Annotated in this window: 21 protein-coding genes; 6 read left to right on the top strand and 15 right to left on the bottom strand. The window is 45.1% G+C overall.

All coding sequences use genetic code 11. The annotated features are described in order from the left end of the window. The 8 genes from ACJ751_RS08495 to ACJ751_RS08460 all read right to left on the bottom strand — a co-directional run bounded on the left by ACJ751_RS08495 (position 1) and on the right by ACJ751_RS08460 (position 10,324). Positions 1-1,365 (bottom strand): hypothetical protein, encoded by a 1,365-nt coding sequence (locus ACJ751_RS08495; RefSeq protein ID WP_407745063.1) that lies wholly within the window; start codon positions 1,363-1,365, stop codon positions 1-3. 101 nt (positions 1,366-1,466) lie between these two features. Next, positions 1,467-3,284 carry a type VI secretion system Vgr family protein gene (locus ACJ751_RS08490; RefSeq protein WP_407745062.1) on the bottom strand — a complete coding sequence of 606 codons (1,818 nt, stop codon included), beginning with the start codon at positions 3,282-3,284 and terminating at the stop codon, positions 1,467-1,469. Positions 3,285-3,431: 147 nt separating this feature from the next. Beyond that, positions 3,432-3,821: a type VI secretion system tube protein TssD gene (gene tssD, locus ACJ751_RS08485; RefSeq protein WP_407745061.1), complete on the bottom strand. Its 390-nt coding sequence runs from the start codon at positions 3,819-3,821 to the stop codon at positions 3,432-3,434. A 117-nt stretch (positions 3,822-3,938) separates the two neighbouring features. Next, entirely contained in the window at positions 3,939-4,325 is a 387-nt protein-coding gene (gene tssD, locus ACJ751_RS08480) for a type VI secretion system tube protein TssD (RefSeq protein WP_407745060.1), read from the bottom strand. Positions 4,326-4,563: 238 nt separating this feature from the next. Beyond that, positions 4,564-5,946 carry a DUF5458 family protein gene (locus ACJ751_RS08475; protein WP_407745059.1) on the bottom strand — a complete coding sequence of 461 codons (1,383 nt, stop codon included), beginning with the start codon at positions 5,944-5,946 and terminating at the stop codon, positions 4,564-4,566. A gap of 47 nt (positions 5,947-5,993) precedes the next feature. Further along, the gene (locus tag ACJ751_RS08470; protein WP_407745058.1) at positions 5,994-6,446 is read right to left on the bottom strand and encodes a hypothetical protein; all 453 of its coding nucleotides are present in this window, start codon (positions 6,444-6,446) and stop codon (positions 5,994-5,996) included. Positions 6,447-6,771: 325 nt separating this feature from the next. After that, positions 6,772-9,258, bottom strand: coding sequence for an ATP-dependent Clp protease ATP-binding subunit (locus ACJ751_RS08465; protein ID WP_407745057.1), 2,487 nt, complete (start codon positions 9,256-9,258; stop codon positions 6,772-6,774). A gap of 19 nt (positions 9,259-9,277) precedes the next feature. Then, positions 9,278-10,324, bottom strand: coding sequence for a PKD domain-containing protein (locus ACJ751_RS08460; RefSeq protein WP_407745056.1), 1,047 nt, complete (start codon positions 10,322-10,324; stop codon positions 9,278-9,280). A 33-nt stretch (positions 10,325-10,357) separates the two neighbouring features. On the opposite strand from ACJ751_RS08460, the gene ACJ751_RS08455 reads away from it, so the two are divergent. Further along, positions 10,358-11,017 carry a C40 family peptidase gene (locus tag ACJ751_RS08455; RefSeq protein ID WP_407745055.1) on the top strand — a complete coding sequence of 220 codons (660 nt, stop codon included), beginning with the start codon at positions 10,358-10,360 and terminating at the stop codon, positions 11,015-11,017. Positions 11,018-11,092: 75 nt separating this feature from the next. Here ACJ751_RS08455 and tssO read toward each other — a convergent pair whose 3' ends face one another. The 7 genes from tssO to ACJ751_RS08420 all read right to left on the bottom strand — a co-directional run bounded on the left by tssO (position 11,093) and on the right by ACJ751_RS08420 (position 17,214). Beyond that, a complete protein-coding gene (gene tssO / locus ACJ751_RS08450) occupies positions 11,093-11,614 on the bottom strand; it encodes a type VI secretion system TssO (protein ID WP_407745054.1) in 522 nt (173 codons plus the stop codon). Between the two features lie 33 nt (positions 11,615-11,647). Continuing rightward, a complete protein-coding gene (locus ACJ751_RS08445) occupies positions 11,648-12,829 on the bottom strand; it encodes a hypothetical protein (RefSeq protein ID WP_407745053.1) in 1,182 nt (393 codons plus the stop codon). A gap of 29 nt (positions 12,830-12,858) precedes the next feature. After that, entirely contained in the window at positions 12,859-13,728 is an 870-nt protein-coding gene (locus tag ACJ751_RS08440; protein WP_407745052.1) for a TssN family type VI secretion system protein, read from the bottom strand. Positions 13,729-13,782: 54 nt separating this feature from the next. Beyond that, positions 13,783-14,049, bottom strand: coding sequence for a hypothetical protein (locus ACJ751_RS08435; protein ID WP_407745051.1), 267 nt, complete (start codon positions 14,047-14,049; stop codon positions 13,783-13,785). A gap of 29 nt (positions 14,050-14,078) precedes the next feature. Beyond that, positions 14,079-14,687 carry a hypothetical protein gene (locus tag ACJ751_RS08430; RefSeq protein ID WP_407745050.1) on the bottom strand — a complete coding sequence of 203 codons (609 nt, stop codon included), beginning with the start codon at positions 14,685-14,687 and terminating at the stop codon, positions 14,079-14,081. Positions 14,688-14,839: 152 nt separating this feature from the next. Then, on the bottom strand, positions 14,840-16,708 hold the full coding sequence (locus ACJ751_RS08425; protein WP_407745049.1) for a hypothetical protein: 1,869 nt from the start codon (positions 16,706-16,708) through the stop codon (positions 14,840-14,842). Positions 16,709-16,779: 71 nt separating this feature from the next. Next, on the bottom strand, positions 16,780-17,214 hold the full coding sequence (locus ACJ751_RS08420) for a GPW/gp25 family protein (RefSeq protein ID WP_014218865.1): 435 nt from the start codon (positions 17,212-17,214) through the stop codon (positions 16,780-16,782). Between the two features lie 300 nt (positions 17,215-17,514). Between ACJ751_RS08420 and ACJ751_RS08415 the strand changes: the two genes are divergently transcribed. The 5 genes from ACJ751_RS08415 (at position 17,515) to ACJ751_RS08395 (ending at position 23,642) form a co-directional block, all read left to right on the top strand. After that, entirely contained in the window at positions 17,515-18,438 is a 924-nt protein-coding gene (locus tag ACJ751_RS08415; protein WP_407745048.1) for a hypothetical protein, read from the top strand. A gap of 186 nt (positions 18,439-18,624) precedes the next feature. Next, positions 18,625-19,260 (top strand): LysE family translocator, encoded by a 636-nt coding sequence (locus ACJ751_RS08410; protein WP_407745047.1) that lies wholly within the window; start codon positions 18,625-18,627, stop codon positions 19,258-19,260. Between the two features lie 194 nt (positions 19,261-19,454). After that, positions 19,455-21,938, top strand: a complete 2,484-nt coding sequence (locus tag ACJ751_RS08405; protein ID WP_407745046.1) for a DUF5686 and carboxypeptidase regulatory-like domain-containing protein — start codon at positions 19,455-19,457, stop codon at positions 21,936-21,938. A gap of 50 nt (positions 21,939-21,988) precedes the next feature. Beyond that, a complete protein-coding gene (locus ACJ751_RS08400; protein ID WP_407745045.1) occupies positions 21,989-22,933 on the top strand; it encodes an ion channel in 945 nt (314 codons plus the stop codon). A gap of 61 nt (positions 22,934-22,994) precedes the next feature. Then, positions 22,995-23,642, top strand: coding sequence for a YdcF family protein (locus ACJ751_RS08395; protein WP_407745044.1), 648 nt, complete (start codon positions 22,995-22,997; stop codon positions 23,640-23,642). Positions 23,643-23,826 lie beyond the last annotated feature (184 nt).

Below are 23,826 nucleotides of genomic sequence, written 5' to 3'. Positions count from 1 at the left end.
CTATGAAACCATTATTTCGCCTGCGTTTGCCTGTCTGATCTTTTTCCTGGTGTAATTCTGTTTTAGTTCTTCAATGGTTTGTTGCCAGTCGGGCCCATAGGCGGCGAGCATTTTATGGGTCACTATTTCAGCAAGGCTATCTTCCTCCTGCTGTTTCTGTTGCACATAGTCGTACGCCATAAATGGATATTCCGAGGCTTGAATTTCCTCATCGGTCAACTGGTTGGTGAGCTGTAGTGCCTGTTTACCGGCCTGTAGTTTTTCTTCCTTCCAGCCTTTGTAATCGGCGAATATCCAGGCTTTATAATAGGCAGATACAGCTTGCGATGCAAACCCAAAAGCAACCGCTTCATTGCCGGCTTTCATAAACCATTCCAGCGCTTCTTTTCTTTCTTTCTGGATCTGGCAATCGGCCCCTTTATAGGTATAATATTGCAGCAGCAAGGGTTTTATGGATTCATTGCCGCCGGCAATTTCCTGTTTGCACAACCTGATGCCGGTATCGAGCAGCTCATTGATGCGTTCATGGTCTTTAAAATTGAACAGCATGCCGGCAAACGTGATATAAGCTGTCGCGAGTAAGCTTTTATCGCCTGTCTTTTTACCGCTCTCAATGGCTTTCTCGCCCCATTCATACAGCAGGGGTTTGTTTTTTTTGTTAGCGGCCGCGCCCATTTCGAACATGCATTTTCTGAAAAATGCATAAGGATCGGTAGCGGCGCCCGCGGTGGCAATTTGCCTGATGGCATCCTGCATGCGCAGATCATGCTTCAGGGTTACCGCGTGATCGGCATAGTTTTCAAATACATGGCCCCAGAAATTTCCATCTACATGATCAAACACCAGCAACTGGATGCCGGGTTGTTTGGGTTGCTCCATCCATTGTTGTATCCATTGTTGAAACTGATCGGGGCTGCTCATTTGTTTTGGTAACAAACCGAGCACAAACAACGTGTTGGGTTGCCCAATGAAATTCCGGTAGGATTGGATCATGGCGGGCAACAACTGGTCGCAGGCAGTATAGTCTTTTTCGGTTACGGCCTTCCTGATAGGTGCTACATCCCAAATGCCTTTGCCGGCCCGGGCCAGCAGCTTTTGATTTTGCTCGTCATCATATTCATTCAACCAGTTTTGTAAGAGGGCATGACTGTAAGTACCTGTCTGGCTGAAGGAGGTATAAAAGAAGACAAACAGGTTATCGAGTTTTCCGTGTGGCGATGCTTCCAGCCGGCAAAACCCTTCGTACATGCGATGGTCTTCCGGTTTCAGCATCCAGCGGATAAGGTGGTGTTGAGGCTGGACGTTCTTTTTCCAAACCTGAACCATCTCATCGATGCGAACAGTAATTGGGTTATGTTCATTCATAGTTAAGGTCGCTTATTTTTCAGACTCATAATACGTGAAACGGCAAACGTGAAACGTGAAAGGACTCGCGCAATTCGTCAACTTGTTAACTCGTCAACTGATCAACAATTCAACTTCACCTGCCCACCCACAATAGTCGTCATCATTTTTCCATTTGCTTCTACTGAACCTTCTGAATCCAACGATACTTTGGTTTTGCCAAAAGCGGATACTTCCAAAGCGCCAATATCTACTTTGTTATCGGAACCTATATTCACGGCGCTTTTTGCCAACACATTATTTTCATTCTTACCATAAATGGTGGAGGTTTCGGTGAATTGTCCGTCGAGCACTTTGGAGTTCATGATGATCTCGTCTTCGGCTTCCAGGGTGATCTTTTTGGTCTTCAGTGTGATCTCGTTGGTGGCATCTATCAAAACCGTTTTATTGGATTTGACAGTTATGTTGCCCGCGCCATCGATGAGCATGCTGTTGCCGTCTTTATCTTCCACAAACACACTGCCGTCTTTGTCGTTCATAATAACTTTATTGCCACTGCGGGTTTGCAGGGCTTTTACATCATTGCCGCCATTGCTGTAGCTGTTGCTGGCCTTGCCATGATATACCGTGCCGATGATATAAGGCTTTATAGGGCTATCGCCTTCAAACCCTACAATTACTTCTTCCCCTACTTCGGGAATAAAGAACATGCCTTTGCCGCCGCCGCCGTGCGGACTGGTAACGCGGATCCAGGGCGTTTTTTCTGTGCCATTCATCCAGTGAAATTTAACCCGTACGCGGCCCAGTCCTTTTGGATCGTGGTTATCGGTCACCATGGCGCTTTGCGTTTCTGAATGCGGCATGGCGCCTGTTTTCACCGGTGGCAATTTTATAGTGGAAGGAACTGCTGTAAAGTCGTTGTTGTAATTTCCCTGTCCGTCGAAATAATGGCTGATGGAAAGAACCGTGTATTCGCCATAACTTTCGCCCGCCAGGTTATAGAGATTTTGCCCCTGAATATTTATGTTGCCGCCTATTTTAACACCCGGATGCGCACTGCTGCCTGAAAAGCGAACCGTATTGCTGCTTTGCATGGCCATGCGAATGTTGATGGTATCGTCCAGCTGTTTTTTATTGCTTACAAACTGGTTGTTCCACATCTTGGGCTGGGTAGCGTATACGTTGTTGCTTGCCTGCAATACATGGCGGCCCAGATCGTTCAGGCCGGCTTTGCTTTCAATGCTTTGCGGGGTGCTGGTGTACACATCATGGTTCAGGTAATCGTACGCCATCATCTGGCTATTGGCTGGTTGTACCTGTAACGCCATGCTGAACCGGCTGATATTGCTGCCAAATGTCAAAGCGGTTGCTTCTGACGCTTTTGGCGCGCCTATCTGCAACTGGTTGCCATCGTAGTACAACCATTCGCCATAACTTGAGCAAAGAAAGTTGAGGAACTGCCAGGCGGTTTGTTTGTATTGAACCGTATAGGCCAGCGTTTCTGGATATGTGGGTGACACCTGCGCCTGCAACAGGTCTTGCGGGAAATGCTTCAGCACATCCTGTGCAATGTTCTTGATCGCTTTTTTCTCCCAGCTTTTGCAGTGCGGGCCGTTGTCGAGTATTATGGTGGGACTGGTTCCGGAGATGATGATGTTACCGGTATGACCGCTGAACCGGTCGGCTTCTACCTGCATTACGATGCCTCTGAATTGTAAACCGCTTCCGGTAGTGGGTGTGGTGAAAGATGCCTGTAAAACACCTCCTATGAGGTTACGTGATGATTGCAGCATTCCCCCTTCCAAACCTTCCAGTGATTCTGCGGGGCATACCAGCCGGAAGTAATGATGATCGAAAATATTTTGGGTTAGCTGAAAAGAGGTAATTTGTTTAATAGGAGTACCGGCAATGGTTATATTGCTACTAATTAGTTGGGCCATAAAAAATGTTATGTCGTTTATGGTTAATGATACAGTAAGTCGTGAATCGGCAGTCGGCAATCGGCAATGGAAGTTCGCTGTGTGTCTTATCTCCTGTCTCTCACCTCGTCTTCCTTGTGCCTTGTACCTTGTGCCCTGAGCCTTGGTCTACTGAGGCCAATTGTTCTTGAATTTTGATTCGTTCAGTTTTACTTCTTTGGCGCTGAGTGTTATTTGCACCCGCATCGGACTGTCACTGTTGTGATCATAGGTTTCATAATAATCTACACAGTGCGCATCGGTGAACTGCAGGCTTTTTAATTTACTCATGTTGTCGCGACGATAAAAAGTAATGGTGCCGCTTTTTATTTGGGTTGGACTTATCATCCAGTCGAACAAACCGGTTTCGCCATTGCTTTCCACTACCAGCGTAACCGAACCGCCCTGTGGAATGGCGGTGGGTTTACCGGTGCCATCGGTCGCCTGCGTGAAACGGTAGGCACAATGCAGGATATTCAATTCTTCGCCATCTAACTTCAGTTTTGCTATAAATGACATGGGATAATGATTAGTGTTTTTTAGGATAATCTATGGCCGTTTATCAAAGGAGCCATTCACCCCCGATTACTCCGGGGTGAATGGCAAACCTTTACTCATTACTGATGATACTTTTAATTATACCCACTCATTTTCGTGTTTACCGCTGCCCAATTCAATTGATTTGGCGCTCAGCGTGAAAGTTTCGGTAACAGGCATATCGTTGCCACCGTCGAAATTTTCGCGGTACTCAACCAGGTATGCCTCACCGAACTTCAATTCTTTTAAAGTGGCATTGTCATCACGTTTGATGAATACGATAGAGCCGTCTTTACGCTCGAAGTTGTTTGTCATCCACTCGAAGAAAGTGGTGTCGCCGGTAGACTCTACGGTCATTTGGATCTTTCCACCACGGGTGATAGATGAAGGACGACCAGTTGCATCTGTTTCCTGTTTCAGTTGGTAATTGCATGAAAGGACATTGATATCCTTTCCAGCCACTTTTAATTTTGCCTTGAATGACATAATTAATGGTTTTGAATGATTAATAAATAATGGTATATAGACCTAATAATAAAAAACAATCCCTGTTGCTCTCGTCTGAGACGAAAACATTACTACTAATCAGGTGATCGTGCCTGATTTTCTGGTGTTATGCGATAGAGCAAAAAGGCCCTGTCAGTGTCATTTGGTAATGTCACTGATAACTACAGTTGGGTGGTTGTTTGGGGTGAGATATGGATTTTAGATGGTAAGCATACGCTTACTTATCCTGCTCGTATTTAGAAGACCAATCCACTTCGGAATCGTCTCCTTTCTGCCCTTCTAACTTGATCATGAAAGTTTTTGCGGGGAAATACGGTTTCAGATGAATGTCGAGGTAAATGCGGTCTTTTTGAACAGGGTCCTGCTCGAACCGCTTGATGGTAAAGTTTTCAATCAATTTATTGGGACCAGTAATTCCGTCGAGGAACTTAACGATCTGGCCGTTCAGTTCTTTACGGGTGCTTGCATTGAAGTTTTCAAAAGCGCGACGGTTCAAAAAGTCCATCATCACTTTTGTTACATAGTCAAATACACGCACTACTGAATATGTTTGTAAGCCCAGGTTGTCACCGTTGAATAATGTTTTGGCAGAGAAGGCCATTACTTTGCCATATTCTTTCACCATGGGGATCAGTCCCAATTTTTCAAGACTGGCAATTTCACTTTTCTTCAGGTCGAACCGAACGCCATCTACTTCATTGATGCCACCGAATTTTTTACCGGCTGTAACCTGCGACATCAGGGTGTTGTAGATCTTTCCGGCCAGTGCGCTCGATGGCGGAACCATCAGGTCGTCCTCCTCGCCTATTTCTGCAAAACGGCCCCGGCCAACCAGCCAGTTACAGGCCATGATAACATTGGAACGATAAGGATCTCCACCGGTAAGGTTGGCGGCTTCAAACAATTCCATTACGTCATCCGGGCTGTCAAGGTTTTCGAAATCGGTCACCAGCATTACTTTATTGTCATAGGCGATCTTCGCCCATTTCTCAATTACTTTATTGCTGCCGAGGTAACCGGGTAATATCAGTAAGCTATAGTTGTTACGCAGATCGAGGCGATCGTAATTATCTGTCAGTTCATTATGGATGGCATCGATGAAACGGGTATTGTCCAGATCTCTTACCTGATCTGGATCAGCGTTGATCACCGATACATTCTTTACTTTAAGGCTTTCTGTATTTTTGAAGAAGAGGGCTACAGAGCGATATGATCTTTCGAGTTGCTCGGTTTCTTTTACTGCTTCCTTCAGGTTCTTTTTCAAAATCTGACCGGCCACTTCGGAGCGGTCGTTACAGGTTTGGATCATCTCTGCAGGATCATCGGCAGTTTGGAGTATATCCAGCCACAGCTTCAGCGTTTTTTTAAGTGAAGTACGTTCTTCTTTTTTGCTGTTCTCTTCGAGGAAGATCTTTTTTCTTGCTTTTCTTTCGGGATTGATGTTTTGTACAGCGTCAATAGCTGATTCCAACAGATCAAAGCCGCCGAATTTAGCAAGGCCCTGCACACTGTTTTCCAGTTGTTCAACCGGTTGCAATGCTAAAGATTTTTCTTCTTTAAGCGCCGTTTGCTGGGCGGGTTTAATGGATTCAGAACTCATGGTTATGATTTAATGATAAAGGTAAAAATGGAACCTGGGTGTAACTGTTACCTGGCTGAGTCAAGTTCCTGTATCAGTGACTGCAACGCTTTTATAATGTGCTCTTTTGTTTCTGCATTGGCGAGCGCCTGTTTCAGCAGTTTGTTGGTCTTTAACTGCTTTATTATTTTCTGGTATTGCAGCTGTTGCATATTCACATCTCCCAGGTACTCACTTTGTGCAATAATACCTTTGGCGCCAAAATCGGCCAGTCCTTTGAAGTGAAGTGTTTCCCGGCGCATGCCGCCATCTTCCGTTTCAAAGGTCATATCAACTTTTGGTTTGAAGTGTTCAAACACATCGTCGATACTTGTTAATCCTTCCGTGATAACAGGTTTAACAGGTGGGTCGTGTGTGAGTTTTTCGGCCAGTAATACCCGGTTTTGAGGGATTTCTGCAAAGGCTTCGAAGGCATCTTGTTTTACTTCCGTGCCGCCAATTCCGTAAGGCTCCATGCTCATGATAGATATTTTTGGTTTTCAGAATATGACCCGCTTTCAGCGATGATTAGTCGAATTAATTTACGAACAAAGTGGTTTGACGGATTGGATATCAGAAGAAAAAGTCCCGAGTGGATTTTACAAATTTCATTCCTATTTATAATGAATGAACACTAATTATTAAAAATCCCCAATAACCATGTGGTAAAAATACTCGGTGAACTTGTTTTTAACCTTGCCTTAATATTGGCTAATAAATTTACATATTTCCGTTAGTCAAAATTGACAATTCATATAGAATTAATGTTGCACGTGACTAACTTTAACATTGACATAGTCATTATAGTTATAACACCGCTGACGTGCTATTCCATAAGAAATTTCCCTCATCGTCTACATCTACTATTAATATAGTGTTTCCTGCAGCCCCTGCTTCCCCGCTAATGATCTTGCGCGATAAAGGACGACGCAGGTGGTTCCGGATAACACCCGCCAATGGCCGCGCCCCATATTGGGGAGCAAACCCCAGCACTGCTAATTGTTTTTTAGCTGCATCGCTGAGTTGTAAAGTGATCCCTTGTTTCTCCAGCGAACCGTATAACCCTTTCAGTTGAATATTGAGAATGCGTTCAACCATTTCATTGGTCATAGGTGCAAACGGACAGATCTCTGTTAAACGGCCTAAAAACTCGGGCCGGAAATAGTTGCTCATGATCTCCATTAACTGCGTATTCGACGGCACCTGGTTTTTAATAAATGAATCCACTACATACTGACTGCCGATATTAGAAGTAAAGATGATGAGCGCATTGGAGAAATCGCCCTCCTTTCCCAACTTATCGTGCAGTTTGCCTTCGTCCATGATCTGTAAAAAAATATCAAAGACCGATTGATGCGCTTTTTCAATTTCATCGAACAACACTACTGAATAAGGTTGCTGACGGATCTTGTTAATAAGCAATCCGCCTTCTTCATATCCAACATAACCGGGAGGCGCACCATATAATAAGGCGGCGCTGTGCTCTTCTTTAAACTCCGACATGTCAAACCGGATCATCGAGTTTTCATCCTGGAACAGGAAATCGGCCAGTGCTTTGGCTAATTCTGTTTTACCCGTACCCGTTGGTCCCAGGAAAAAGAAGGAGCCTATTGGTTGACCAGGTTTGCCTAACCCGGCTCTAGATTCAAGAATAGCTTCGCTGATGGAGCGGATGGCATGGTCCTGCCCTATTACTCTTTGTTTCAGGATCTCATCCATTTTCAACAGCCGTTCTTTTTCCTGCGCCTGTACTTTGCCAATAGGAATGCCGGTTTTATGGGCTACAATAGCGGCTACATCTGACTGATTGAGCACCTGGCGATCATCGGCCGCCCTTTCTGACAAGGCTTCGTACGCAAGGTTTAAATAGTGAATAATTTCATTGGCATCGGTCATTTGCATGGGATCGGTTTCTGATTGAACCGCAGCCCACAAAATTGGACTGATCTTATTGCGCAACTGGTTGTAATGCCATTTCCAGTCATCAGGTGTAGCTTGTTCGTTTTGCATGGCATCAAACCCAGCTTTCATTTCATCCACTACCTGTTTGCCGGTATCTCTTGCCAGGCGAAGCGCGGCCATGGAATGATCGGCCAGGTCAATAGCTGCATCGGGCAGACGACGGTCCTTTACATAACGTTTCGCCAGCCTGATAGTATCATGCAGGGTTTCATCTTCTATGGTTATCGCATGGTGTTTGCTGTAGTGCGGCATAATGGTTTGCATCATGCGGAAAGTGGTGGCGGCGTCTGGTTCTTCTACCTGTATTACATCAAAGCGCCGGGCAAAGGCTTCGTCCTTTTCAATGTGTTTCCGGTATTCTTCCAATGTAGTAGCGCCTATAACGGTGAGTTCACCACGGGCCAGCTCGGGTTTTAATAAATTGGCGGCACCGGCCATAGCGCCCTGTTTGTCCATCAGCACGTGCATTTCGTCGATAAACAAAATGGCTTTGTCGAATTGTTTTATTTCCTGGATGATGTTCTTCAATCGCTCTTCCACTTCTCCTTTGTAGGAGGCGCCCGCAGCCAGTGCGCCATTGTCCAGCTCAAATACCTGGGCATGCTCCAAAAAGCGGGGCACTTTTTTTTCTTCAATAGCCAGGGTGAACCCATCTACCAGTGCCGATTTACCAACACCTGGTTCGCCAACGATCAACACATTGGGTTTTGACCGGCGGCCCAGGATCTCTGCCATCGCCCTGATCTCTTTATCGCGGCCGGTAATAGGATCGATCTTGCCAGCTTTGGCCCGCTCATTTTTATGCGTGCAGTATTTTAACAGCGCCTGGTGATTGGCTGGTTTTGATCCGCTCTTATTATTGCCAATACCGGTTATTTTATTCAGGGTATTGTCGGCTATCGATTGTTGCAGCAACTCCTGCCGTTGGATGGGAAAAGTTTTTAATTGTTCATAACTGAACCCTACACCCGGGGTGCTCAGGGCGGCCAGCACGTGCAGGTTTTCCAGTTCGTCGCTGCCCGTCATCACCCTGATCGTGTCTGCTTCTTCCATGACGGCCTTTACGGGTTCATCAGCTGTCAATGTATCATCGAGTCGGGTAGCTCTTGGCAATGTTTCCATACGCACTTCGGCCCACTCTTCCATATAATAAATGTCTTTGTCCAGTTGCTTCAAAAGCGATTGCAGTCCGGCATCTTTGTGCAGTAGTGCTTTCAATAAATGCGGCGGCGCAATATGCGGGTGCATATTTTCCCGGGCGATCGCCTGGGCAATGTGGTTCATTTTTTTGAATGAATCAGATATGGTGGTACCTAATAATGTTTCAGTCATTGATTAATGGTTTAACAGCTTAAAATATTCCGAGGAATCCCTGCTTCATTTTCAGGCTTACATTTAACCCGATGAGGCAGTTGTTTTCACTGCTTTTTATTTGTTGTACGTTCAGTTGTTTTATTTTTTTATCATTCCTGATGGAACTTAGTTTTGTACAGAACTGCGTAAACGTGATCTCGGTTCCATTAAGGCTTACAGGCACATTCAGATTGTTACAGAAATATTGCGAGAAGTTTTCTGCGGTTAAATAATTGTTCACCACGCCGCGCAATTTGCTTTCCAGATCTTGTTTGCTGATGGTCACACCCTGTGGTTTGGGCGGTTCGGTTACGGCTGGTTGCGGATGATTTTGCTCTTCCAATGGGGGCGCCTGTGGTTTGGCCGGTACTATAACAAAGGAAGGACCCGAAGAACGTGGCACACGGGCATTCGACCTGGATGGCGCCACTGTTTTATCGTTCACATACACTTTGCAAACCCCGAGTTGTTTGGGATCGTTGTTCAACACCAGGGAAATGGTTTTTAAGCCCGGTGTTTTATACACATAACTGGCGGTGGAGGCGGTAGCGTCAATGACAGCGGTTTCGCCAAAACGCCATTCCCAGCTATGGGCGCCGGGGGTAGTATCCTGAAAGGTAATAGCCTTACCCACTTCTGCCTGTTGCGGACAAATAAACCGGGGCAGCAGCAGGGGATTTTCGAGTTTGGGCGCCCGGGTAATATAGATCGTTTTATATTCCGTACAGGTGCCGTTAATGGTTAAAGCCACGGTATACTCGCCGGGCAGGTTGTAGGCATGCACCACCGAACTGATGTTGGTTTCGCTGTTCTCATTATCGCCAAAATCCCACTGAAACTCCTTTGCGTACAGGGCATCGGTCTCAAAGTGAATAGGTTCGTCGGTTCGATAAAAATTCGCCTTTGCCTTTATATGAAAATCGAAACAATGCTCGTAATTCTTGTATTTAAACCCGGTAATCACCAAACCCAGCAAAGCAGTAATGATCATCGTAAGAATGACCTTTTCGTCGAGATATGCCAGCTGTATTTTTTTATTTTCCATAATTTTACATTATTCCTGTTAACTATGAAGCGAATGCACACATTTCAATATAGATCCCCTGGTTCCCGACTTTCTATTGCCGGCTGTTTTTGCCTGGTGGTTTTCCTGGCCTCCTGTTCCAGTTCGCGTAAATCAACCAACCAGTACGAAACCATTGTGGTGAAGTCCGCCGATCCTTCTTTGGCGCCTGCCAATGCCAGTGCCGAGCGGAAAATGTTCATCAAATACGGCGCTTACCTGAAGATCGATCCCGACAGCCTTACCAACTATACCCTGTACGCCTTCATTGATAAATGGATGAAAACGCCTTACAAGTACGGCGGCAATGATGAAAGGGGCATCGATTGCTCGGGTTTTATTCAACGCCTGCTGAATGATGTGTACAACATCCAGGTTCCCCGCACCTCCGCGCAACAGTTCTTTACAAAAAATGTGGAGCCTTTTCATGGTAAAAATTATTTTTCTGAGGGCGACCTGGTTTTCTTTTGTACGGTTCCCGGTCAGCCGATCTCCCATGTTGGGATGTTTTTGCACAACCAGTATTTTATCAATGCCTCTACTTCCAGTGGGGTGAGTATTGCCAACCTCGATGATCCTTACTGGAAAAAGCGCTTTGTTGCTGCCGGAAGAGTAAGGATCGTTAATAAACCGGCTACTGGTACAAAAACTACAACAACCCACAAGACATATTGACAAAAGGGAACAAATAATAAAAGTTCTATTTTTTTGCGCTTCGACCCTTCAACTCCGCTCAGGACCGGTTCGGGGTTAAAAGCCGCCAGCGGTACTGGCTCTTCTCAACAGATCGATGTCACGGCGCGCCTGGTCAAGATCGCGTTGGGTTTGTTCAAACTTACCTTTGTAATCTTCCAGCTGTTTTGGCAAATCGCCCATGCTCACCACTTTATTGGTAGCATCCTGGTAACGCAGGTACAGGTCAAGCACGTTTTTATTCATGCGGCTGTACATGCTGCTGTCCTTGTATTGCAGGTCGGTGAGCTCACGCAATTTGGCGGCTATCTGCTGGTTCAGGTACATGCTGTTTACGCCTGGTTGTTTCAGGGAGTCGATCAGCATTTTAGCCTGGTCCATACTGCTTACAAATTTTTCCTGGGCAATGGTTTGGTTACGGTAGCGGGTAACCTGTTCGCGCAACACATCGTTTTCCTTGTAAGGAATGCGCATATCGAAGTAGATGGCTCCCACAATGAGCCACACGGATATAGTAAAAAAGAACAGGAATTTTAAAAATGCGCGGTTTCTTTCCTTATGGTTTAATACGCTGGGCATTTTTTATTGGTTTATTGATTGATGGTTCGTTGATTAGTCTGCCAGGAAACTTCTTCTTTTCTTTACCGGCGCGGTTTCGGTTTGCGGTGACAGCACCTGTTCTTTTACAAAAATGCCGGTCTCTTTTTTCTTGCCGATGTACTCCAGCCGCGACAGGTTGTTGAACAATGATGAAATGATCTGGGTGAACTGTAATACTTTGTCCAGCGCATCATTGATGTCGAGGTGATTGTACTGGTAACTACACAGGGTGGTGATAGCTGATTCCAGTTCGCCCTGGCTTACACCGCACCATTCGGTGCAATAACTGACCAGTTCATCTTTACTGGTGCCGGCGTAAAAGTCCATTGTGTTTTTGATGAGGCGCGCCATGCCCGTTACAGCGGTTATCATAAACACTGGTGGCTGGTAGATGTATGATAATTTGAAATTGCTGAACTCTGTAGCGGTGAACACACTCAGGTTCTCGCAAATTTTATAGATAGCATCAGCCAGTTCGTTCTGTTGTTTCTTCTGTAAGATCTTTTGAATGATCTGCAGGGCGTATAATTCCATCTGGCCAAAGAACTGCTCCAACCCGGCATGTACTTCCAGCAATTCGAAATGACTGTTTACTGCTGTACAGGGTGGAATATAATTCTCGACCAACCTCACCGCCTGGTCTTCCACCATCACCTTGCCTACGGGCACCTGGAATTGACCCAATGAAAGCGCACTGGTTTCCTGCGCAGGCAATAACGTGAGGTAATATACCGGCATGGTGAATGGCATCCGGGGTGGCGTTTCCTTTGGATCGGCAGTGCCAAATGGCACGCGCTCGTACGGATCGATGCTTAACACTACATAATAAAATGCACTCCGGTCTTTCAACTCACTGAACGGCACCTGCAATCCCGGAATACCTGCCGATAACTGCTGACCCGTGAGGGCAGTATCTGTATCGAACTCCATTACATAACCGCCGCGGGAAATTGCCCGGCAACGTTGAATACGCAGGTGCACCGTTTGTTCATTATCGAGCGATAAAAATAATTTGGCGGAGGTATGATGCCGGTCGAATACCGGTAATAATCCATAGTTGTGTTCATTTAAAAAACTGCTTACGGTATGGGCCTGCCGGTAAGTGAATGCATTGTCCTGGGCAATAAAATGTGTTTTATTGATCTTCATCCCATCTACCCAATTCACAGGTAAGTATTCAGTTGTTGACTGCATGCTTGATTAGTTTAGTTTTTGTTCAATCCTCAGTTTTCAATAATGCGGCTGCACACAATGACATCATTCTCCCTGATGCGATTCAGGAAAATAGTTTTATCTGCATCCATGTACGTGGTTAATATGGTATACCATTTTGGCTTTTTGTAAAACATCCAGCCATGTGGTTTGCCAATGCCACTGGAGAACAGGATCTGTCCCTGCGGATGCCGTTCATTGTAATCGTTGATGAAATAATAGAACAACTCACCCAGTTCCATATCTACAGGAGCTTTGGCCCTGAAGTTGGTGAAGTATGTATCCTGCCCGTTCTTTTGAAATTCAAAACTGATGAGCAGCATATTCTTCAGTTTGCTTTCTTCAGGATCTTCCATGGGTTCATGTACCGGGTAATACCATTGATTCAGTACTTTGGGCGGAATAGCCAGGGCGGTCAGAAAGGTGTGCCATACAAACAAAGGAATAATGAAAAATATGGTCGACCACATCATCGAAATTTCCAGCCCCTCCCGGTTTACCCAGCGAAATGTGAGCATAAAACAAATGGCGCCGGCTAATCCGATCAATACGGTGAAAATGAGATCGGGCCAAAAAGATTGCTTGTCTTTACCCCAGTCCATTTTGCGTTGCATCATGTAAATATGCAAACCGCCATATACCAGAAATAAAACCTGGAAGAAAATAAAGTACCTGTTGTAGTTGGAGAAAAAGCCGGCTGCAATGAATAAACCGGTCAATGCAAATACCGCCACAGAAATCAACAGATACCAGATAGCTTTTTTGCTGAATGGTTTAAAACTGTTACGTATTTTTTTAGCGAAAAGACCAATGATCGTTGAAAAGCTGACCAGGCCTATTCCCAGGTACAATAACAATCTGTTAAGTTCGGGTGTCATCATATTATAAGGTTCAAATTTTAATTACTAAATAGCTGAGAAACCCAGGATGGGACTTTAATCTGAATTCAGTTCTACTAAAGCACGGGTACGATCAACTTCTACATTTATAATGATATCGGCTTCCGCCGGTGCGAAATAATTATTGAACACTTCTAACAACAGATCATTATCACCACCGCTTACATAATCAACAGGTTTCGATTGTTGCAAGGGACCTATGTTGTATTGCAGGCAGGGATAATCTTCTGAAAAGGTTTGTCCGCAAACGAAGTCATTGCCCAGTTCGCCAATACCCAGGCTGTTGTCCTTACCGGGCGCCACACAATCAGCAGGTGTTACCTGTTCAATGGTTACTTTTTCCTGTAACAGGATCTCCAGCAGTTTTGCATCAGCTCAATATCTCCGGCAATGGCATGTGCATACGGTAACAGCAATACCAGCAACATGGCCGAAGTTTTATTCAGTGCTTCGGGAAACTCCCAGAAGGTGAAGAAATAATCGTTCAGCAGGCCATTGTCCATCCCGGCCAGCAGGTTTTCTTCTTCCTGTTCCAGCAGTACCCGTTGTCTGAACAAACTGTTTTCAACCGGTTGAAAGAACTTGCGGGCAGCCATTTCTTTTTTGCGGTCTATCCGGCTTTGGGCTGCCAGCTCGGTGGCTGAATTTGATTTGGTGCCGGTATGCGATTGGTGAAAAAGTCCTTCGGGCACCAGGTCGTATAAACCGGAGCGTGATAACCGGAGTTGCAATAACTGATGCAGCCAGGCATCGTCGATCTTATTTACAGCATATACATCCGTCCGGTATTCCCGGTAAAAACGGCCGTCGTGCAACACAACAAAATCATCGGGGTGCACATTGTTTTGCAATGCGTGATTGGCCATCACCTCCGCTTTTGTATCGTGCAGGCTGCCCGACAGCTCGTTAAAGAATTGTTCTATGGCTTCGTGTCTTGTCATTGTTGATGAACTAATCGTGAAACGTGAAACGTCAAACGTGAAATGGCTCGCGAAAATTCAGGCATCACTATTATTCGCAGCCACCTTTATCAACCCTTTCAACTTACCTTAACCTGGTCAACTCGTCAACTGGTTAACTGGTCAACTCTTCCTCAATTCTCCTGCTCAATAAATACCCTAAACGGTGTCAATCCGGCTGATTTGGAAGCCAGCTTCAACGTCAGACTTTCTTTCCAGTACTGGAGCTGGTTTTTCTCCTGTACCTCCATAAAGTCTTTCCGGTTCAGCTTAATGGTTACGTCTATGGTGCGCATAAAGCCCTGCGATACCTGCCGGGGCACCATTACGCCTTTCTTTACCTCAATATGTTTGGCCGTATTGCCCAATTGCAGGCGGCAGAAGATCTTTATGTCTTCAAGACTGATCAACCTGTCGCGGGAAAGCAAGGCCGATTTATACGCCGTTATGCTTTCTGAGGCGCTTAACCGGTTGCGACCACCAATGGTAGTTGTGATGAGCGTACAATTGGTATGGTACAAACTTTGAGTTTTATACGATTGCAGCGTGGTGCCTGCTTTTATATCGTTTCCCTGTTCGGCAGCGGTGCTCCAGTATGATATGGTAAGGTTGTTCAGTTTTGCTTTGCTATCCTTTCGCACTACCAGGAAGGGCGTGTACTCGCGGTTGAGTTCGCGGGTGATCATTTGTTGTTCCAGCTTATAAATGATCGTTTGCAATTGCTTCAGTTCGCCCGACAGAAAATCCCGGCCCAGCACGGAGAATGCAGCGCTTTCATCGCTTAACAACTGAACAATGTTCTCGATGATCATAGTAGCATCGCGTTCATCAAAGCGCCCTACTCCACCCTGACGCAGGATCACCGTTAGTTTTTCCTGCGCACTTTTCTCCAATGCCCGAAGGTTATATATATGATCATCCTGGTCAGAGATCTCATGCAGATCAAAGAAGATGTCGTTGGTTTGCAGGGGCACAATATTCAGGATGTCGTGCATGTGGTGCAGCGTTTCGTGCAGCCTGCCATTAATTATAGGAAAGCAATTGATATGGCACACCACATCCTGCAATACGGAGGTGGCAATATTTTCGGGGAATTGAATTTTCAGCCAGTGTACATTGTCGGCCTGTAACGATTTCAATTCTTTTTTATCAAAGGCTTGTGATAATTCTGCCGGCCAACCGCCTTGTTCTGTAACTGTTTTATTGCGATGGCGAATGGTAATGAATTTGGGTTTGTAATAAGCATTTACAAACTCTTTTAATTTCCAGGAGGCGGTGTTCTTTCTAATCAGCAATTGCTCAATGTCCAGGTGTTCGCCGCTGATGTTTTCCTGGTTATACCCCGGCACTACTTCCATTTCCTGGTCGCCGTAAAACCAGCGGGCATCGGCCAGGTTTTTATAGAATAGTTCTTTGTTCACTTCATTCCTGATCTCAAAATAATACTGTGTATTGTGCAGTTTAATACGATCACCGGTAAGGCCGATCCACAGCACGCGTTGCTCCAGTTCTTTGCCTGGCAAACAATGCGTGATCACTTCTTTCGAGATCATTTCCCGGTACCGGAACAATTGATGCCCGGTAGCCAGGTAAGCAACGGTGGCTGTATTTAGTTGAAAGCTGCCGGTTGGGGTAAAGAAAAAATCTCTATAACCGGTGGCGCCTGATTCATCTTCATAATTACCGCCTCTTTTTTGTGAGCTGTAGAATTGATCGTTTCCTTTCAGCCAGGCTACTTCATCAATTGATCTTGCACTTAAAATACCATGCGCCGGTAAAGGACCACATAATACTTCCGGTGACAACAGCTGCACCATGCGTTCGAGCAAACGGGCACGCGAAGCATGGATCTCATTCGAGATCTTTTCCAGTTCCAATGCAGTAGCGGAGAACAGCACATTCACCAGCGGGTCGAAAGATGATTCGGTTTCATCTTCCGGATAGCCCCACAGGCGCGCAGCCGTTTTCATCATCCGGTTCTTTATTTGTTCCCGATTTTCCATTGTGTATAATAAATATGTTACTGGCTATTGTGTATAACCAGGGTGCTAATGATCAGGGCCTGTATCAACAATTAACTATATGATAACGGGCTCACAAAAAAGCTGTCGCGGAAAGTAATGTCTTCGCTTGTAGCCGTGAGTCGGGCGGAAATATTAATATCGAGGCGTTTTTTAACGCGTCGTTCTGTAGAAAGTGCGTTTACTTCTTCCTGTTTAACCAATACATCTACTTTAATGGCATCCAGTCTTTTTTCATGTTTGCGAATGGCCTGTAACAGGGATTCTTTCATCCATTCCTGTTGCCGGGTGCGGGCAGTAAGATTATCAAAATCATGGTCCCAGATAGAATTGCCAAAGTCAACATCACTTTGCATTTCACCAAAAGCTGTGGTAATAATAAGGTGCAGGTGATGGCCTACAGATTGTTTTAAGGAACAACCAGGATGCTCTTTCTTTTGCATCAGCAAGTCGGGATCCAATGGTAAGGTATAATACTTCAGCCGCATGATCTTAAAAGTTAATGTATTGGGTATACGAGTCAACGCAACCAGGGAAGCGTGTCAAAAGGGGAATGTCTTGATCATGCTCTCAGTGCAGCAAAACGAAATTAGGACAAAAAAATATTCAATGCATAAATATTTATAACCAATTTACGTGCCGGTTGAATATTCAGATGTTTAAATTAGAATAAATTTCTGAAATTGGTGTAAAATTTGTTGCCAATCAGGGGTTGACGTTATAACCTTGTTGGTCACGTCACCACCTGTTTTACAGAATACCCAGTTACCATTAATCAAACCTTTTTCATGAATAATAAATATATCGTAGTTGGTATCGACGGCACGGGCTCCCGTGAATGGATGTATAAAGATGGAAGCAACAGCAGTACCTACAAGTTTATCCGCGATGTTCATTATGGCGCTATGGACATAGACCGGCGCTGGTATAATGGTCCATCCAATGTAGTTACCGGCAGCGATACAGAACCTATTCTGCAGGAAGCGCTGGATTTTATTTATCAACGTATCGGTTCTCTTTTCCCCGCTATTAAAAGTCAGGCCATCAAACCGCTGGAGATGTTTGATGTGAACAGTTGCATGCAGAACCAGGAACGCACCACGCAGGAATATATGGCCGGCCGCGGGTATTCGGTTTCTTATCGTAAACCTGTACAGGTAACCCAGAATATGCTGGCGCACCAGCCGCTTACTACCGATGATGTACGCGTGGTATTGATCGGTCACAGCCGGGGTGGTTTGGCCACCACTGCGTTGGCCAGAATGTTGAGTCCGCTCGTGCGGGTGTATTTTATGGGTTTGTATGATTCTGTTGACCGCGAAGGTTGTTTGGATGGCATGAATGTAGAGAATGTGAAATTCGTGGCACATGCACGTCGTCACCCTGATGTGAGATCACGCACTTATTTTGGTAATACTTCGCTTAAATATATTGGTGTTGACCATGCGGAGGAACGTTTCTTCTATACTTCGCATGGCGGTATGGGCGGTTCATTTATTACAAAAGCCAATGAAGTGACTGCATTTGGCGATTCTTCCTGTTTGCCTACCATTAATGTGCAAACGGAACAGGGACCGCTTGAACTGATCAATAACCCTGCACTGGTTCAAAAGTTTGGGAAGAAAATGGACCTGGTGTGTGCGGATGGGAGTTCGGAAGCTGATCAATTTATTAGAACACAGGCTAAGAAATACGGGATCCCGGTTGACTAGTTGACGAGTTAACAAGTTAACAGGTGAACCTGGTGATAAGAAAGTGCCTTTCCATTCAGCAGTTCCTTTGCCGCGACGCGGTTTGCCGTTTCACGGTTGCGATGCAATTGGTCTACCCGGAATGTACTCAATTGGTCTATATAGACATTGCCTTAAAAGGATACATTTGTTGCAAATCACAACAACATGATCCCTGTTACCGACCTCCTGCTTTTTGCGCTGGCTGCTTTCGGACTGGTAATCAGTCCCGGCCCGAATATGATCTATCTTATTTCACGTTCCATTACCCAGGGACGCAAGGCCGGACTTATTTCTTTATCGGGCGTTATTTGTGGATTCCTGTTTCATATTCTGATGGTGTCGTTTAGCTTAACCGCCGTGCTTTTTACTATACCCTATGCGTATACTGTTTTAAAAACCGCCGGGGTAATATACCTGTTGTACCTGGCCTGGCAGGCAATAAAACCAGGCAGTAAAAATGTATTTGAGCCGCGCACCGATCTTAAACCCGACAAACCCGGCAAACTATTCCGCATGGGCTTTTTGACCAATGTGCTCAATCCCAAAGTAGCTGTCTTCTATTTATCCTTCTTCCCTCAATTTATAAAACCCGCTTACGGCTCCGTGTTCATGCAAAGTTTAACGTTGGGCATTGTGCAGATCATGGTCAGCTTTACCATTAACTTCATCATTGTGCTGGTGGCAGCCAAAATGGCCAGGTGGTTTTCAGCCAATCCCAAATGGATACGCGTACAAAAATGGTTTATGGCAAGCGTACTTACGGGGTTGGCAGCTAAGATGGCTTTGGATAAGGTAAAGTGATTATCTGACTCATGTGTTCCGGTTATTAGGTTCGTAGGTTCATAAGTTATTAAGTTCAAAAAACTTACAAAATCTAATAACTTAATAACCTATGAACTAAAACTCTAAAGTGTTAAAGTCCGTTTAAAGTAAACAAGCTGCCTTTATCCTCATGCAATATCTGTGTACATTAAAGGTATAACCCTAACTCTTGCATGAACCGAACTATACTATTGCTTTTTCTTATTGCGCTCACATCTTCCTACACTTTAGGGCAATCGTATAAAGTTCATGGAAAAATAACAAACACCCGGTTGGAACCGTTGGCTTTTGCTTCCGTTCAGGTAAAGGAATGGAAACATGGCGTGGTCACTAAAGAGGACGGTACTTATGAACTGCAGCTTGACCCCGGCAAGTACGACCTGGTGATTAGTATGATCGGATACAAAAGCCAGGTGCTCACCATCATTATTCAAAAAGCCGACTATTTACAAAACATTATCATGGAGGTGGATGACTCCAAAGGACTTTCTGAAGTAGTGGTGAAAGGAAAATCGCGCGACCGGTCAGAAGAGATCATCCGTAATGTGATCCATCGTAAAGATTCCATTCAATCGGCCGCCGGGCCTTATTCCTGTATGGTATATATCAAAGCCGTTCAGGAAGATTCATTAAAAATAAAAGGAAAGAAAAAGCCGGTTAGAAATGATACCATACCTGTTATCAATGCAGACAAGCCCCACCCGGAACTGGACAGAATGGCGATGGCCGAAATTGTTTTGCAGCTCGATCGGTCTTCACAGAACAGTAAAGAAGAACGGCTGGGCGTAACCCGCCGGGGCAATACAGATGGATTGTTTTATTTGTCAACCACACAGGGCGATTTCGACTTCTATAACAGCCTCATTAAAACACGGGCGCTATCAGAAACGCCTTTTCTCTCGCCCATCAGTTACAGCGGATTGCTGGCGTACCGGTTCAGACTGGTAAGAACCGAACACCAGGGCGCCCGGAAATTATTTGTCATCAGTGTAAAGCCGCGCCAGGTAAGCAATGCTACGGTAGAAGGAGAAATAACCATTGCCGATAGTTTATGGGTAATAACACATACACAATTGAAATTTCCCAAATATCATTTACCCGAATATGATTTTTTTGAAGTAGAACAGCAGTATGAGTTGGTTAATGATACCGCCTGGATGATCACCCGCCAACAGTTCACCTATTATTCAAAAAGCAATAAAGCCAAAAAATCGGGCATTACCATTGCTACCTATAAGGATTTTGAATTACATAAACAGTTCGATAAAAAACATTTTGGCGTGGAGGTAAGCGCCACCGCACAGGAGGCTTATGAAAAAGACAGCAGCTTCTGGCAGGCCAACAGAACAGAACCCCTGACAGAAAAAGAAGTTCGCTTTATTCATTATAAAGACAGCATTTACCGCGCCGTGCATACCAAAGAATACCTTGATTCATTAGACAGGGTAATCAACAAACTAACCTGGAAAAAATGGTTCTGGAGCGGTCAGGAGTTTAATGATCATGAAAAGGAACGGCATTGGTCGTTACCACCCCTGCCCGGCTTGTACCAGCCTTTACAATTTGGTGGCACCCGTATTATGGCCATGTTATTTTATAGTAAACGATTTCCTGACCGCAAAGGCATTTGGATAGACCCCAATCTCAGCTATGGCATTCGCAACCACGATATCAATGGCAGCCTGTCGGTAAAATATTTATATAATCCCTTTAACCGCGGCATGCTGAAAGTGAGTGCAGGACGGCAATTCCAGTTAATTTTCCAGGGCGATGCCTGGATCAACCAGATCAAACGCAGCAATGTGTACCTTGATAATGCATTGGGTATTGGCCATGAAGTGGAGCTGTTGAATGGCTTATTCCTGTATACCGACCTTGAATTTGCCTTCCGCCGCTCGGTGAGTGATTACAAAACCAATGCGCAGGTAGATAGTTTGTTTGGCAATATCGACGCGCTTGCCAATAACAAGCCCGTTGATTTTGAACCTTACAATGCCACCTATGGAAAGATCAGGCTGGCCTATACGCCGCGGCAACGGTATATCAGGGAACCGCGGGAAAAGATCATCCTGGGTTCTGCCTGGCCCACCTTTTATGTTTCCATGCGCAAAGGCATTCCCGGGCTTATGAATAGCAAGGTAAATTTCGATTACCTGGAGTTTGGTATTGAACAGGAATTAAAATTGGGCCTGGTGGGCATCTCGAACTACAGCATACGTACGGGCAGTTTCTACAATACAAAAGACCTGCGGCTGGTTGATTATAAATTTCAGCGCCGGGGCGATCCTTTTCTTTTTATGAACCCACAGGAAGCGTTTCAGTCGCTGGACTCTACTTTCCCCGTGTTCAAACGGTTTTACCAGGGGCATTACCTGCACCAGTTTAACGGCGCCCTTCTCAATAAGATCCCCTTGTTGAAGAAATTACAGTTGCGCGAAGTGGCAGGGGGCGGCTTTTTGATAGCGCCGGAACGGTCATTGCGCTATATAGAGACCTTTGCGGGTATCGAGCGGGTTTTCAAATGGCCATTTAGTGCAAACAGTAAATTTAAACTGGGCATATATGTGGTGGGTTCAGCCGCCAATAAGTTCAGTAACCCGGTTCAGTTTAAAATAGGCATTACTACCTGGAACAGGACAAGCAATAAATGGAACTAGGTATTTACATTTGCAGGGTAAATACCTACAAGATGTCTTTAACCAATCAAGTGAATCCAGTATCTAAATTAAACGACGACACCGGTTTTAGTAACACCGGGATAATAAATGGCAGCCGCTTTATAAACAAGGATGGAACCTTCAACCTGCACAAAAAAGGGCCTTTCTGGGACCGCTTTAGTATTTTCTATACTATGATCAACCTGCCTCTTTGGCAATTCATTTGTATCATTGTAAGTTTCTTCTTCAGCATCAACCTGGTTTATACCGGCATTTATTGGTTGATAGGCGCTGACCAGTTCACCGGTTTTATCTCCAATACACCCGGTAAAATTTTCAAGGAATTGTATTTTTTCAGTACAGAAACTTTTACCACAGTAGGATATGGAAGGGTGAACCCGGTAGGCGATCTGGCCAACCTGGTGGCGGCGGTGGAAGCCATGAGCGGCTTTTTGTCATTTGCCCTGGCAACCGGTCTTATTTACGGTCGATTTGCCCGTCCGCGTGCGCACGTGAAATTCAGCGAACATGCTTTAATTGCTCCGTTCAAAGATAAAACTGCGTTGATGTTCCGGTTTGTATGTTACAAACAAAACCATGCGCTCTCCGATGTAAATGTACAGGTAAACCTGGCTATGACGGTCAGTGAAAACGGTGAGGAGGCTAAATACCGGTATTATACCCTGCCCCTGGAACGTAGTAAAATTGAAAGCATGCCTATGAACTGGACAGTGGTGCATCCCATCGACGACCAAAGCCCGCTGGCCGGCTTTACCGGCGAAGACCTGGCTGCAAATGACATGGAGATCTATGTACTTATCCGTGGTTTTAATGACGTATACGGTAATACTGTACAGCAACGCACCTCCTACACTTATCATGAAATACAATTCAACCGCAAATTCATTCCCATGTATTATGAAACGGCCAATGGCACCGTGCTTGAATTGCACAAACTGAACAAACATGAGGCTGTTCGAGCTAAGGGTTCATAGTTCAGGATATTGGCAGATTTATTGCTTATTAGCAGGGACCATCACCTAACCGTACAAAATAATGATAAACCAGGAAGCCACAGGGCTCGCTAAAATATTATGGAATTATCATCAGCTGAACCATACGCTGGAACCATCCGATTGTATCCTGGTGCTGGGCAATTTGGACACCCGCACCGCCGAACGGGGCGCTGATATTTACCTGCAGGGATATGCTCCCATCATCATCTTCTCCGGGGGATTGGGAAAATTAACCAAAGACATGTGGGCGGAAACAGAAGCCGAACTGTTTGCCAATATCGCTCTCGACAGAGGCGTGCCGCGCGAAGCCATTTTTATTGAGAATAAAAGTACCAATACGGGCGAGAATATTCAGTTCACGCAACAATTGCTGCAGGAGAAAAACCTGAACCTGGATAGTTTTATAGTAGTGCAGAAGCCTTACATGGAACGCCGCAGCTATGCTACATTTAAAAAACAATGGCCCGATAAAAAATTGCTGGTCACTTCTCCCCTGCTTTCATTTGAAGAATATCCTACCAGCGATATTTCCGTTGAAAAGCTTATCAATATGATGGTGGGCGATCTGCAGCGGATAAAATTCTATCCCGAAAAAGGTTTCCAGATCTACCAGGAGATACCCGGTGATGTTTGGAAAGCTTATGAGAAGTTAGTGGCGATGGGATTCGATAAGCAGTTAATGAAATGAGATTAAGTTTCCTGATAGTTGACGAGTTAACAAGTTGAAAAGTTAACAAGGAGAAAACCCCGCGGCCGCGAACAGGCCTTGTCAACTCGTTAACCTCATAACTTCTTTTACTTATTTTCGTCATTCTACTCAAACACCACCGTCTTATTCTTATATACAAGAATTCTATCTTCAAAAACAAGAT

It is taken from the genome of Niastella sp., from assembly GCF_045805085.1.
In the GTDB taxonomy this organism is placed as follows: domain Bacteria; phylum Bacteroidota; class Bacteroidia; order Chitinophagales; family Chitinophagaceae; genus Niastella.
Note: the sequence above shows the minus strand (reverse complement) of the source record. Positions and strands in the feature narration are given on the sequence as shown.

Coding starts and splice junctions, on each gene's coding strand:
- ACJ751_RS08495 (WP_407745063.1), bottom strand. CDS start 1,365: ATGAATGAACATAACCCAATTACTGTTCGCATCGATGAGATGGTTCAG.
- ACJ751_RS08490 (WP_407745062.1), bottom strand. CDS start 3,284: ATGGCCCAACTAATTAGTAGCAATATAACCATTGCCGGTACTCCTATT.
- tssD (WP_407745061.1), bottom strand. CDS start 3,821: ATGTCATTTATAGCAAAACTGAAGTTAGATGGCGAAGAATTGAATATC.
- tssD (WP_407745060.1), bottom strand. CDS start 4,325: ATGTCATTCAAGGCAAAATTAAAAGTGGCTGGAAAGGATATCAATGTC.
- ACJ751_RS08475 (WP_407745059.1), bottom strand. CDS start 5,946: ATGAGTTCTGAATCCATTAAACCCGCCCAGCAAACGGCGCTTAAAGAA.
- ACJ751_RS08470 (WP_407745058.1), bottom strand. CDS start 6,446: ATGAGCATGGAGCCTTACGGAATTGGCGGCACGGAAGTAAAACAAGAT.
- ACJ751_RS08465 (WP_407745057.1), bottom strand. CDS start 9,258: ATGACTGAAACATTATTAGGTACCACCATATCTGATTCATTCAAAAAA.
- ACJ751_RS08460 (WP_407745056.1), bottom strand. CDS start 10,324: ATGGAAAATAAAAAAATACAGCTGGCATATCTCGACGAAAAGGTCATT.
- ACJ751_RS08455 (WP_407745055.1), top strand. CDS start 10,358: ATGCACACATTTCAATATAGATCCCCTGGTTCCCGACTTTCTATTGCC.
- tssO (WP_407745054.1), bottom strand. CDS start 11,614: ATGCCCAGCGTATTAAACCATAAGGAAAGAAACCGCGCATTTTTAAAA.
- ACJ751_RS08445 (WP_407745053.1), bottom strand. CDS start 12,829: ATGCAGTCAACAACTGAATACTTACCTGTGAATTGGGTAGATGGGATG.
- ACJ751_RS08440 (WP_407745052.1), bottom strand. CDS start 13,728: ATGATGACACCCGAACTTAACAGATTGTTATTGTACCTGGGAATAGGC.
- ACJ751_RS08430 (WP_407745050.1), bottom strand. CDS start 14,687: ATGACAAGACACGAAGCCATAGAACAATTCTTTAACGAGCTGTCGGGC.
- ACJ751_RS08425 (WP_407745049.1), bottom strand. CDS start 16,708: ATGGAAAATCGGGAACAAATAAAGAACCGGATGATGAAAACGGCTGCG.
- ACJ751_RS08420 (WP_014218865.1), bottom strand. CDS start 17,214: ATGCGGCTGAAGTATTATACCTTACCATTGGATCCCGACTTGCTGATG.
- ACJ751_RS08415 (WP_407745048.1), top strand. CDS start 17,515: ATGAATAATAAATATATCGTAGTTGGTATCGACGGCACGGGCTCCCGT.
- ACJ751_RS08410 (WP_407745047.1), top strand. CDS start 18,625: ATGATCCCTGTTACCGACCTCCTGCTTTTTGCGCTGGCTGCTTTCGGA.
- ACJ751_RS08405 (WP_407745046.1), top strand. CDS start 19,455: ATGAACCGAACTATACTATTGCTTTTTCTTATTGCGCTCACATCTTCC.
- ACJ751_RS08395 (WP_407745044.1), top strand. CDS start 22,995: ATGATAAACCAGGAAGCCACAGGGCTCGCTAAAATATTATGGAATTAT.